The following is a 12378-nucleotide window of genomic DNA, read 5'->3' as shown; positions in this document are numbered from 1 at the left end:
AGTTCACAATGTCCAACGCAGTCCACGAGACGGACAGCAAGAATACTGTCGCATCCAAGCCGCCGCTCGATCCCCATCTGAAGGCGCTTGAAAACGAAGCCATTCACATCTTCCGCGAAGTCGCCGCCGAATTCGACAAGCCCGTGATGCTCTATTCCATCGGCAAGGATAGTTCCGTGCTGCTGCATCTCGCGCGCAAGGCGTTTTTCCCCGGCCGCATTCCCTTCCCGCTGCTGCACGTCAATACCGGCTGGAAGTTCAAGGAAATGATCGAATTCCGCGACAATATCGTCAAGGAATACGATCTCGACCTGATTTCCTACACCAACCCGCGCGGTGCGAGCGAAAACGTAACGCCCTTCACCCACGGTTCGGCGCTTTACACCGACATCATGAAGACCGAAGCGCTGCGCCAGGCGCTCGATGCCGGCCAGTTCGACGCGGCCTTCGGCGGCGCGCGCCGCGATGAGGAGGCGAGCCGCGCCAAGGAACGCATCTATTCCTTCCGCACGCCTGACCACAAATGGGACCCGCGCAACCAGCGCCCGGAACTGTGGAACATCTATAACGGCATGGTCCGCAAGGGCGAAAGCGTGCGCGCCTTCCCGCTCTCCAACTGGACCGAAGTGGATATCTGGCGTTACATCGAGGCGGAAAACATTCCGCTGGTGCCGCTCTATTACGCCGCCGAGCGCCCCTATGTCGAACGCGACGGCATGATGATCCTTGCCGAAGACGAGCGGCTGGAACTGCTGCCCGGCGAAGAGATCAAGCATGGCTCGATCCGCTTCCGCACGCTCGGCTGCTTCCCGCTGACCGGCGCGATCCGGTCCGAGGCGGCGACGCTTCAGGAAGTCATCGCGGAACTCGAAATCGCCACCGTTTCCGAACGGCAGGGCCGCGCGATTGACCGCGACCAGTCCGGCTCGATGGAGAAGAAGAAGCGCGAGGGGTATTTCTGATGAGCGCTGCCGCCGCCAACACCCCCTCCTCTTCCGCAACCATTCTGCCCTTTGCCGAGCATTCGAAGGCAGCGCGCGACACGCGCCCGCTGCGTCTCATCACCTGCGGCAGCGTGGATGACGGCAAGTCGACCCTGATCGGCCGTCTTCTCTGGGACACCAAGGCCGTCAAGGAAGATCAGGCCGCAACCCTGCACCGTGACAGCGGCAAGCAGAACGATCTCGGCCTGCCCGATTTCGCGTTGCTGCTCGACGGTCTTCAGGCGGAGCGCGAACAGGGCATCACCATCGATGTCGCCTATCGCTATTTCGCCACCGACCGGCGCGCCTTCATCGTGGCCGACACGCCCGGCCATGAGCAATATACCCGCAACATGGCGACAGGCGCTTCCACCGCCGATCTCGCGGTGCTGCTCGTCGATGCGCGCACCGGCATTCTGGAACAGACGCGCCGTCACGCCACCATTGCGGCGCTGATGGGCATCCGCCAATTCGTGCTGGCCGTCAACAAGATCGACCTGACGCATTACGACAAGGCCGGTTTCGAGCTGATCGCCCACGAGTTCCGCGATTTCGCATCCAATCTCGGCATCAAGCAGATCACCGCCATTCCGATGTCGGCGCTGAAGGGTGAAAACGTCGTGCTATCGGGCAAGGCCTCCATGCCCTGGTATGAAGGCCCGACGCTGGTGGAGACGCTGGAGCTTGCCACCGTTCGCTCCGCGCAGTCCGGCGGCTTCCGCCTGCCGGTGCAGCGCGTCTCACGCCCCGGTGAAAGCTTCCGTGGTTATCAGGGCACGGTTGCCGGCGGTTCGGTAAAGCCGGGCGACAGCGTCGTTGTCCTGCCTTCCGGCATGGTCGCGAATGTCAAGCAGATCGTCACCTTCGATCTGGTGCGCAATGCCGCCGTCGCGGGCGATGCGGTCACGCTCGTCCTCGACCGTCAGGTGGATGTGTCGCGCGGCGACATGATCGTCTCTATCGAGGCGCAGCCGCAGACCGGCCTTGCCTTCGACGCCCAGATCGTGGCGCTGCAGCCGGGCGGTATCGAGGCAGGCAAGCGCTACTGGCTGAAAAGCGGCAGCCGCCGCCAGCGCGTCAGCGTGCAGCCTGTCAGCCAGCTGAACCTGAAGGAGGGCGAATGGCAGGCGCATGAAACCTCGCTGCCGATGAACGCCATCGGCAAGGTGCGGCTTTCCTTCGACGAGACGGCGATCTTCGATCCCTATGAACAGAACCGCTCGACCGGTTCCTTCATTCTGATCGACCCCGACACCAACAATACGGTTGCGGGCGGCATGATCGCCGGCAAGCGCAGCGTCGGTGCGACGGAAGAAAAGGGCGACCGGGTCATTCTCTCGCTGCCCGCCGATCTTGCCGAAAAGCTGCTGGCCAGCGAGCTGCTCGCCAAGCACCGCGACGAGATCGACATCCGCCGCACGGACGGCGCAACGGCCGCGCGGCTGATCGGCGACCTGGGCTGACACGCCCCTCGAACAAACAAAAGGCGACCGTCAAAGCGGTCGCCCTTTTCGTTTCAGAGTTTCTTCCGTGTCAGAGACTTCGGGTGGCTTAAAACACGAACATATAAAGCAGAATGATCACGAAGATCGGGACGCCCATAGCCCACAATGCGATACCCTTCAGCATGCTATCCTCCATTGTTGTATGGTTAGATAACGGCTGAGGCGGCTTTCCGATCCATGCCGCTCTCCTGATTTTTACGGGTTGTTTCTCGGCGGCATAAAAAGCTGTTTGTTCATTCGACGTTCATGCACGAAAGGCGAATTTGCATGCGGTCGCTCCGCCAAGCGGCCCAACAGAGGCTCGTTGTTTGAAAAAGCAGCGGGCCTCTTTTTTGATCGCGATAAGTTGATCGCGACGATGCCCCTGAAATTCAGGGCCTATGACGGTGATGGATAACTTCTTGGATTGTGAAGAAGAATTGAGGCTTTTAAGACGATTCCTGTCGCGCGTCCCCTGAAACAGGCCGCGACATTGAGGCCTGGCGCTTGGCGGAGCGACGGGCCTCTTTTGTTGGGGTGATGAGCTACGGCGTTTAGCGGCCACCGAAACGGACTAATTCACATGCACGGCCGGATTTTCAGCAGCAGGCGCGCATTCATCCAACCGGATGAGGTTTCCGACCATCCGTTGTTGATACAAAACTTTAATTTCGGGGGGTTTCGGGGTAATTTGCAAGCCACTGTTTTAGTTGGCTTTACGATGGTCGGAGACATCCATGGTTTTCGGAAGGGGTCAAAGTGCTGACACGAACGGAGGATGGCGAAACCACTATCAGCGCATGCAGCGATGGGAAAAGCGAAGTCTGGATGCCCTGCGAAATCTCCCTGAATCTGATTTTCATGACGCCATTGACTTTTCATTGACCTATTTCGTTTGGTGCCATTCACTAGCGGAATGGCTTCACGAGGACGGTGCGCTGGACAAGGCAATACTGTTTGAAAAACTTACTCGCTATCCGGTATGGCCACTTTGCAGAGATATCGCCAATCGTGTCCGACATTTTGAACTTCGGCACCGACCGACAGATAAGGATTGGTCGGCTTATCGGGAATACCAGCCGTTTGAATCTCAGGTCACGGGCAAAGAAAGGCACGTTGCCAATATCATGTTTCACGGAAGGAAGTGGTGCATAATCGAGGCCATCTCAGATGCGTCAAAGATGTGGGACGAAATTATTCATGACCTCCCGGTACCAAAGTAGCTTGTTTTAGCCCAGCAGCCGGAAAGTACGGTAGGTTCGTTAGATATGAAATTTCGGGGAATATTTGTAACTCTGATTTTCGGCAGTGACTGCCGAAGGTTACAGCTGGTCGGAGTGAGAGGATTCGAACCTCCGACCCCCACGTCCCGAACGTGGTGCGCTACCAGACTGCGCTACACTCCGTGACCAGCGGCGCTTCTATAGACCAGCCTCCGGCATTCGACAAGCGGCTTATTGCATTTTTTGTGACAAGTTTTTCCCATCTGTTGAAACAACCCTGCCAGGAGCCTGTGGCACCGGCGGGAAGGCCTCAAAACGTTACAAAAAAGCAATTGTGGCAGGAAATTTTCATCGAGCCGCATACCTCCCCTGCCCGCGGTCTCCAAATCTGCTAGGGGAACGGAATGACCGGCGGGAAGCCGGACACGGCACAAAGGACATTTCACCATGCTATCTCGCAGCGTAACGCTTGCAGCGTTTGCCATTGCGCTCTCGGCCTGCACCACTTCCACGGGCGGCTCCACTCCCTCTTTCACCCAGAAGAGCCCCGTTGAGACCCGCTGGGTCGGCCAGTCCGCAGGCATTTTCTTCGCAAAATTCGGCCCGCCGCTGAGCGATACGGAAACCGGCAGCTCCACCGTCTATAACTGGCGCGGCGGCTACAGAAAGGCCACCATTCCGGCCAGGTTCGAAGAAGGCAAGGATGGCAAGAAGGGTCGCCAGATCTCGCCCGCCCGCACCGCTTCGCTCTCCTGCACGGTGCAGCTCGTCGTTTCCAGCGATTACAAGATTACCGCCGTGCGCACGGTTTCCGACCGCCCCGGCGTCAACGGCCCGAGCTACTGCGCGGAATTCCTCGCCGCAGACTGATCTTCGGCCACAGGCCAGATGCAGCAAGGCCCGCCCGAACCGGCGGGCCTTTTCACTTTTTCGGGATTATTGTCATTTTTCTGAAAAAATTTTTGCCTATAGCCGCGCCCTGCGACCCGTAACGCGCCGGAAACAGCGTCATATGAGCCTTTCCGTGATATCCCGCTCACAGAACCCTTTCAACCGTTTGAAAGCGTCGGCTAATCTTCGCCGTCATAAAAATGACGATCGGCAAAACCGCAAAAATGGCCGTTGCGACCATATGTCCCTGCAAAATCCCTGCAAAAACGCTTGAACTGGAGTGAAAGAGTCCGGGTTGTGCCGGTTTGCGCTTTGCTGTAACGGGGCGAACGGGAGGAATGTTTTTAACACAAAACAAGAATCAGGTATGGCCGTGACTCCCATCGATCAAGACAAATCCCAGCTCACTGATCTCTCCCAGGAAACCACCCTTTCCCACGCATTTGCCCCCGGCGCGCTTCCGATGAACCGCCGACAGGTTCTGGGCGGTGCGCTCGCCGGCATTGCCGCAGCGGCGCTGCCCTCCTCCCCGCTTCTCGCCAATACGGCCGCCAAGAAGGTCGACGTGCTTTTGATCGGCGGCGGCATCATGAGCGCGACGCTCGGTGTTTGGCTGCGTGAACTCGAGCCCACCTGGTCGATGCAGATGCTGGAGCGGCTGGATGGCGTGGCGCTTGAAAGCTCGAACGGCTGGAACAATGCCGGCACCGGCCACTCGGCGCTCGCCGAACTCAACTACACGCCGGAAGACGACAACGGCAACATCAAGATCACCCAGGCCGTCAACATCAACGAATCCTTCCAGATTTCCCGGCAGTTCTGGGCTTGGCAGGTGCGCAACGGCGTTTTGAAGAACCCGCGCTCCTTCATCAACCACACGCCGCATATGAGCTTCGTCTGGGGTGATGAAAACGTCGCCTATCTGGAAAAGCGCTATCAGGCGCTCAAAGCCAGCCCGCTGTTCGCCGGCATGGAATATTCCACCGATCCCGAGCAGATCAAGAAGTGGGTGCCGCTGATGATGGAAGGCCGCGATCCTTCCCAGAAGATCGGCGCGACATGGTCGCCGCTCGGCACCGACATGGAATTCGGCGAAATCACCCGGCAATTCGTATCGCATCTGCAGGGCGACCAGAATTTCGACCTGCAGGTCAATAGCGAGGTTTCCGACATCCAGCGCAATGCCGATGGCAGCTGGCGCGTGACCTATACCAACACCAAGACCGATGCCGAACAGGTGGTGGATGCGAAATTCGTGTTCATCGGCGCAGGCGGCGGCGCGCTGCATCTGTTGCAGATGTCCGGCATTCCGGAAGCGGACGATTATGCCGGCTTCCCGGTGGGCGGCTCGTTCCTCATCAACGAGAACCCCGACGTGACGATGCAGCATCTCGCCAAGGCCTATGGCAAGGCCTCGGTCGGCTCGCCGCCCATGTCGGTGCCGCATCTCGATACCCGCGTGCTGGGCGGCAAGCGCGTCATCCTGTTCGGGCCTTTCGCTACCTTCTCCACCAAGTTCCTGAAGGAAGGCTCCTATTTCGATCTCGTCTCCTCCGTCACCACCAGCAATGCCTGGCCGATGGTGCGGGTGGGCATCGATGAATATCCGCTGGTGGAATATCTCGCCGGTCAGCTGATGATGTCGGATGACGACCGTTTTGCCGCGCTGAAGGAATATTTCCCGAATGCCAAGCAGGGCGAATGGCGCCTGTGGCAGGCCGGCCAGCGCGTACAGATCATCAAGCGCGACGAAGAAAAGGGCGGCGTGCTGCGGCTCGGCACCGAAGTCGTCGCCGCCAAGGACGGCAGCATCGCCGGCCTGCTCGGCGCTTCGCCGGGCGCTTCCACGGCCGCCCCTATCATGCTCAGCGTTCTGGAAAAGGTCTTCAAGGACAAGGTGGCCACGCCTGAATGGCAGGCCAAGATCCGCCAGATCGTGCCGAGCTACGGCACGAAGCTCAATGACGACCCGGAAAAGGTGCAGCAGGAATGGGCCTACACCGCCGAACACCTGCAGCTGCCCACCCCGCCGCAGATCGACCTTGAGGCGCTGAAGGGCGCCGGTGCGGCCCCTGCAGGTGCGCCGGTGAAGAAGGTGCCGGATATCGCGCTTTAAGGCATTTCGCGATTTTTAGGTTTGACGCCGCGTGTCTCTGGATGCGCGGCGTTTTTTGTTGGAGATGACTTCTCCACCCGCACCGGCATCCTCCGGTGTATTGCCACCAGGGCGTCGAAAAAACATCTCGCGTCAAAGACCACCTGGTGGTAATAATTCCTACCAAACACCATGGAGAAATAACATGGCCAACGTTGAAAAGATCAGCGTTTCGATGACGCCCCAGCACGCCGAAATCTTGCGTGATGCCGTGGAAAGCGGTGCTTATGCCAGCAGCAGCGAAGTCATCCGTGAAGCGATGCGAGACTGGTCGGCAAAATGGGTTCAGCGACGCGACGACATCGCCAAGCTGCGCGCATTGTGGGCTGAGGGCAAAGCCAGTGGCGGTTCAACCGAAGTGGATTTCGACGAGGCGCTCAATGAAGCGCGTGCAGAACTGGCCTCGTTGAAAAATCGTGACCACTAAGCTTGTCTGGACGCCCCGCGCACGTAGCGATGTGAAGAAAATCTATATCGACATCGGCAAATCACAGCCTCTTGCCGCAGAGCGATATTTCGCTCGGTTCCGCGCCAAAGCGGAGCGCTTGGTCGACCATCCTCGCCTTGGCGAGCGTCACCCGGAAATTTTTCCGTCCGCCCGTATGCTCGTTGAAGCACCTTATATCATTCTCTACGAAACCGTGCCGGATACCGATGGCGGCGAAATATATTCCGTGGAAATCGTTCGCGTGATCGATGGTCGCCGGGACCTGCAAACGTTGTTCTGACTTTGGAAAAGATGGCTGGGGCGCCAGGATTCGAACCTGGGAATGCCGGTACCAAAAACCGGTGCCTTACCGCTTGGCGACGCCCCAACAGGGCAGCGAAGGCGAAACGCCGCTGCCTGAACCGCGCCTGATTAGCAAAGCCTGCCCGGCCCGGCAATGACCCGGCGACTTATTTTTTCACAAAATTCAAGCTTTTTGGGTGCCGTGGCGAAGTTCGCATGTTAGGGCTTGGCGATGGCGCGGTTGAGGCTGCGGCTCAAGCTGGCATGGCATTTTTCAGGAGGTCTCGATGGCGGACCCGGCATTCGATCTCGATTTCCAGCCGGCCTATGGCGAGGCGGTTCCCGTCGCCCCGCTGATCCAGCGCATCACCGTCAACAATCCTTCCGCCTTCACCTTCCATGGCACCAACTCCTATATTGTCGGCGACCGTTCCGTCGCCGTCATCGATCCCGGCCCGGAGGATGAGGCGCATTTTCAGGCGCTGATGGCGGCGCTGAAGGGCCGCGAGGTCACCCATATCTTCGTCAGCCATACCCACCGCGATCACTCTCCGCTTGCCCGGCGGCTGAAGGAAGCGACCGGGGCGATAACGGTGGCGGAAGGCCCGCACCGGGCCGCCCGCCCGCTGCACGCGGGCGAGACAAACCCCTTTGCCGAAAGTTCCGATACGGCTTTTGTGCCCGATATCGCGCTTGGCGACGGCCAAAGCCTTTCCGGCGACGGGTGGCGGCTTACCGCGCTGCATACGCCGGGACACACGGCCAACCACGCCGCCTTCGCGCTCGATGGCAGCGGCATCGTCTTTTCCGCCGATCACGTCATGGCCTGGGCCACCACCATTGTCGCGCCGCCGGATGGGGCGATGAGCGACTACATGGCCTCGCTGGAACGGCTGCTGACCCGCGACGACCGGCTGTTCCTGCCCGGCCATGGCGGCCCGGTCACCGACCCCGCCGCCTTCATGCGGGGCTTGCGCGCCCACCGCCGCATGCGGGAAAAGGCGGTTCTGAAGCGTATCCGCGAAGGCGACCGGCTGATCGCCGATATGGTGAAGGTAATCTATGCCAGCACCGACAAGCGCCTGCATGGCGCCGCCGCACTTTCCGTGCTGGCGCATATAGAAGACCTGATCGAAAAGGGCGAGGTGCAGACGGATGGTGCGCCTTCGCTGCTGGGTGAGTATTTTCCGGCATAGCGGATATTTTGGGCACGCGAGATTTCAGGGCGCGTTGCGACCTCACCTCTCACTCCAAGCCTCGATTGGATCGAGTGGATGCCGCCTGTTTCTTCTCCCCGAGGGGGAGAAGTCCGCGGCAGCGGGATGAGGGGGCAAGGGTAGAGATATTCGGCAACGTAGCCCCCTCATCCGACCCTTCGGGCCACCTTCTCCCCGGCGGGGAGAAGAAACAGGCGGCACACTCTCGTTTCTCATCAAGATGAAGCGTAGCGTCAACTACACATCAATTGTCGTTCAACCCCTGCATCTCCGCATCCAGCGCATCGAGATAGGCTTCGGCAATCGCAGCGCCCATGCCGAGATCGTGCGGCCCGTAGCGGGAGGCGACGCGGACATCGACGATGGTGGTTTCGGCCTCTTCCTTGAGGCGGATGAGGATATCGAAACGCAGGCCCCAGATGCGCGTGCGGGTTTCGCCCTGCATCAGCACCACGCCGCTACCGTTAAAGAAGGTGGGCAACGGCGCGTCCGTCGGGCGGGCCATGGGCACCGGCACGATGGAGGGCAGATCCTCGACCGGCCCTTCTTCCGCAGGCTGCGTCCTGTCCTGCTCCGGAACGCCGACGGAGGGCGCATCTTCCGCCCCGATCACCCCCTTCGTGTGGACGATGCGGATATTCTGGGCGGCGGCCATTTTTTTGGCGGCGGCATAGATGCGGTCGATTGCGCCTTCATAACGGCGGCCGGCGAGGCTGGCATAGGCTTCAGCCTGCGCGTCGCGGTCTTCCTTGGCAATGGTCGCGGATCGTGTCAGCCATTGCTGGTTGGCTGCGGGCGTCACCAGCCATTCCGGCACATCGGTCAGATCGGTGGAGATGTCGTAAATCTTCGGCTGCTGCCAATAAAGAAAAGCGCCGTAACCGACCACGCCGAGCGGCAGGGCCGAGAGAAGCAACGCCGCCAGCGCCGAAAGGCCGCCGCGCGCGCCCCTAGTCCACAGCCGCTGAAGCCCGATCAACGCCAGAAGCACGGCCGCGAGAGCGATGCCGGCGGCGATGATGATGAGACCGACGAGATCGGGCGTCGTCAGCGGCCCGAAACGATGAATGCCGGCGGCGATGAGAAACAGCACAAGCGCCGCAAGACCGAGATAGCGGGAAAGATAGGCTGCAACTGAAAAAGGCCGGACGAAACGCACAGTCATGAAAGCGGATATCCGTTAGATCGCATTGGCTAAAAAGCGTTGCACCCGAATTCTGGCAGAGAATCACCTGCATATGATGTCATAGACCGGATTTGCGGCGAGGAAAACAAAGGAGGAGGCGATCCGTACGCTAAAGCGCGCGAACTTCTCCGTCATGCCGGTCCCCGGAACAAGCCCGAGGATGATGCGGCATCCAGCCATGCTGCGCCGTGAGGGATGAGTCTTTTGCGATCATGGACTTGATCGCGCTGGACCCCGGATCAGGTCCGGGGTGACGGAATATCAGGCTATGACACTGCCAAACTATAGGTTTTAGGACTCTGACGTCGAAGGCGACGAAGGCGCGGAATATTTTTCCGCATTGCCTCACCTAAAGAGAATTATTCCCCGACAACGCAATAAATACGCATGTTCATCCCTTAATTGCTGAGGAAATCGGCGTATTCTCGGCGACCTCCCTCGAGAATGCGTGTAAAAAGTGCAACATTCTCGTTTTCTTGCACAATAAAGAGACATGTCATGTCACAGGCAACGACGTCCGCCGGTCCCTCCGGGCCTAAACCCTTTTATCGCAATTTCGGCTTTCAGGTTCTGATCGCCATGGTCATCGGCCTGCTGCTCGGCCTCGTTGCGCGCAACATCGGTCCCGATGCCGCCGGCAGCCCCAACTGGCTTTCGGTGACACTGCAAACCATCGGCAGCATTTTCGTGCAGCTTTTGCGCGCGCTGGTTCCGCCACTGATCTTCACGGCCATCGTCGCCTCCATCGCCAATCTCAAGAACCTCTCCAATGCGGCGAAGCTCGTCTGGCAGACACTTCTCTGGTTCGCCATCACCGCACTGATCGCCGTCGTCATCGGTATCGTGCTTGGCCTCGTCATCCAGCCGGGCGTCAACACGGCGATTGCCAATACGGCAGCGGCGGCACCTTCTTCCACCGGTTCCTGGCTGGATTTCCTGAAGGGCCTTGTGCCGGCCAATGTCTTCGGCCTCGAAGCTTCTACCAAGCTCAATAATGGCGCGGCCAGCACCTCGTTGAACTTCAACGTGCTGCAGCTGCTCGTGGTGTCGATTGCCTTCGGTGTCGCGGCGCTGAAAGCGGGCAAGGCGGCGGAGCCGTTCCTCGCCTTCAACCAGTCGCTGCTCGCCATCGTGCGCAAAATCCTGTGGTGGGTCATCCGCCTCACCCCCATCGGCACCATCGGCCTGCTCGGCCGCGCGGTCGATCAATATGGCTGGACGACGCTGTCGCAGCTCGGCTGGTACGCGGCGGCCGTTTATATCGGTCTCGCGCTGGTGCTTTTCGTGGTCTATCCGGCGCTGCTTCTCGCCCATGGCCTGAAGCCGTCGCGCTTCTTTGCGGGCGCATGGCCGGCCATCCAGCTCGCCTTCGTGTCGCGTTCCTCCATCGGCACGCTGCCCGTCACCGAAACCGTGACGGAAAAGAGCCTCGGTGTGCCGCGCGAATATGCCGCCTTCTCCGTGCCGCTCGGCGCCACCACCAAGATGGACGGCTGCGCCGCCATCTATCCGGCGATTTCGGCGATTTTCATCGCGCAGTTCTTCCAGGTGCCGCTCGGCATCCAGGAATATGTGCTGATCGTCTTCGTCTCCGTGCTCGGTTCCGCCGCAACGGCAGGTCTGACGGGTGCAGTGGTGATGCTGACGCTGACGCTTTCGACGCTCGGCCTGCCGCTGGAAGGTGTGGGCCTGCTGCTCGCCATCGACCCGATCCTCGACATGGGCCGCACGGCGGTCAACGTCGCCGGCCAGGCGCTGGTGCCCACCATCGTCGCCAAGCGCGAGGGCATTCTGGACGAGGCCCTCTATAACAACGCCAAGGATATCGACGCGCTCGACGACCGGGAAGCAGCGCCGGCCTGACAGCGATAATCATGGGGCGTTTCCGCTGAAAAGGGAGACGCCCCATGCGGATCATTCCCGTTGTTCCCTGATAGTTTGGGGTTGACGGTGCCAATTTCATCGATAGCGATAGCGGCACGGGCAATAGCGCAATTTAGAGCGGAAACTGTGCATGGCGAAACGTAACTGGATCTATGTCGGCCTGCTCGCTTTCATCTCCCTCGGGCTTCTGATCGACGCGGCCGTCTGGCCCGCCGGGCCTCCAGCATCCTTTACCGCAAACGATCTGGTGCAGATGATCGGCATCATCACGCTATTTGCCTGGTGGCAGATAGAGGATGCCGAAAAGCGGGACCTCCGGCGCAGCTCCGCCGCCAAGATCACCACCGTTCTGCTCGCACCCATCGGGCTTGCGATTTACCTTTATCAAACCCGCCGGTGGCCCCGCGCCACGCTCGGCCTCCTCGCATTTATCGGCGGCATCGTCCTCATCGCCATCCTCACGGTTCTGCTCGGCGACTGGCTCATTCAACAGGGTTTGTTCCCGCCGTCTTTTCTTCGTGATTCCTGAGCAACGGGAGTATGTCGGATTTTACGACGCCACGCCGCCTGACACCGCTATCGCCGCCGCCTGCCAAGCCATTCTCCATGATGGATTGATGCAACT

11 protein-coding genes and 2 tRNA genes are annotated in these 12378 nt (G+C 59.9%); 10 read left to right on the top strand and 3 right to left on the bottom strand.

The genetic code is table 11. The features are described 5' to 3' along the window. The first annotated feature begins 8 nt into the window (after positions 1-8). The 3 genes from cysD (at position 9) to ACQZ60_RS03905 (ending at position 3690) form a co-directional block, all read left to right on the top strand. Positions 9-962, top strand: coding sequence for a sulfate adenylyltransferase subunit CysD (gene cysD / locus ACQZ60_RS03915; protein ID WP_003520470.1), 954 nt, complete (start codon positions 9-11; stop codon positions 960-962). Then, positions 962-2446, top strand: a complete 1485-nt coding sequence (gene cysN, locus ACQZ60_RS03910; RefSeq protein WP_065654288.1) for a sulfate adenylyltransferase subunit CysN — start codon at positions 962-964, stop codon at positions 2444-2446. Before cysD ends, cysN begins: the two co-directional genes overlap by 1 nt. Positions 2447-3204: 758 nt before the next feature. Then, a complete protein-coding gene (locus tag ACQZ60_RS03905) occupies positions 3205-3690 on the top strand; it encodes a hypothetical protein (RefSeq protein WP_448734786.1) in 486 nt (161 codons plus the stop codon). A 106-nt stretch (positions 3691-3796) separates the two neighbouring features. Here ACQZ60_RS03905 and ACQZ60_RS03900 read toward each other — a convergent pair. Next, positions 3797-3873: transfer RNA gene (locus ACQZ60_RS03900), tRNA-Pro, on the bottom strand. Between the two features lie 264 nt (positions 3874-4137). Here ACQZ60_RS03900 and ACQZ60_RS03895 point away from each other — a divergent pair. From ACQZ60_RS03895 to ACQZ60_RS03880, 4 genes are all read left to right on the top strand, one after another. Next, complete coding sequence (locus tag ACQZ60_RS03895; protein ID WP_080856053.1) at positions 4138-4560, top strand: hypothetical protein; 423 nt, start codon at positions 4138-4140, stop codon at positions 4558-4560. A 388-nt stretch (positions 4561-4948) separates the two neighbouring features. Then, on the top strand, positions 4949-6697 hold the full coding sequence (gene mqo, locus ACQZ60_RS03890; protein WP_448734785.1) for a malate dehydrogenase (quinone): 1749 nt from the start codon (positions 4949-4951) through the stop codon (positions 6695-6697). 184 nt (positions 6698-6881) lie between these two features. After that, on the top strand, positions 6882-7163 hold the full coding sequence (locus ACQZ60_RS03885; protein WP_035259884.1) for a type II toxin-antitoxin system ParD family antitoxin: 282 nt from the start codon (positions 6882-6884) through the stop codon (positions 7161-7163). Next, positions 7153-7464, top strand: a complete 312-nt coding sequence (locus tag ACQZ60_RS03880) for a type II toxin-antitoxin system RelE/ParE family toxin (protein WP_035259882.1) — start codon at positions 7153-7155, stop codon at positions 7462-7464. The genes ACQZ60_RS03885 and ACQZ60_RS03880 overlap by 11 nt, the downstream gene beginning before the upstream one ends. A 12-nt stretch (positions 7465-7476) precedes the next feature. Here the strand turns inward: ACQZ60_RS03880 and ACQZ60_RS03875 are convergent. Beyond that, a tRNA-Gln gene (locus tag ACQZ60_RS03875) sits at positions 7477-7551 on the bottom strand. Between the two features lie 202 nt (positions 7552-7753). On the opposite strand from ACQZ60_RS03875, the gene ACQZ60_RS03870 reads away from it, so the two are divergent. Beyond that, positions 7754-8662, top strand: a complete 909-nt coding sequence (locus tag ACQZ60_RS03870) for an MBL fold metallo-hydrolase (protein WP_035259880.1) — start codon at positions 7754-7756, stop codon at positions 8660-8662. A gap of 265 nt (positions 8663-8927) precedes the next feature. Here the strand turns inward: ACQZ60_RS03870 and ACQZ60_RS03865 are convergent, their stop codons facing one another. Next, the gene (locus ACQZ60_RS03865) at positions 8928-9848 is read right to left on the bottom strand and encodes a DUF1499 domain-containing protein (protein ID WP_035260590.1); all 921 of its coding nucleotides are present in this window, start codon (positions 9846-9848) and stop codon (positions 8928-8930) included. Positions 9849-10367: 519 nt separating this feature from the next. Here ACQZ60_RS03865 and ACQZ60_RS03860 point away from each other — a divergent pair. Together ACQZ60_RS03860 and ACQZ60_RS03855 are read left to right on the top strand one after the other, a co-directional pair. Further along, entirely contained in the window at positions 10368-11732 is a 1365-nt protein-coding gene (locus tag ACQZ60_RS03860; protein ID WP_035260593.1) for a dicarboxylate/amino acid:cation symporter, read from the top strand. A gap of 151 nt (positions 11733-11883) precedes the next feature. Then, complete coding sequence (locus ACQZ60_RS03855; RefSeq protein WP_035260595.1) at positions 11884-12282, top strand: hypothetical protein; 399 nt, start codon at positions 11884-11886, stop codon at positions 12280-12282. Positions 12283-12378 lie beyond the last annotated feature (96 nt).

It is taken from the genome of Agrobacterium sp. 22-223-1, from assembly GCF_053522385.1.
The sequence above is the reverse complement of the archived record's forward strand: the minus strand, read 5'-3'. Positions and strand labels throughout refer to the sequence as shown.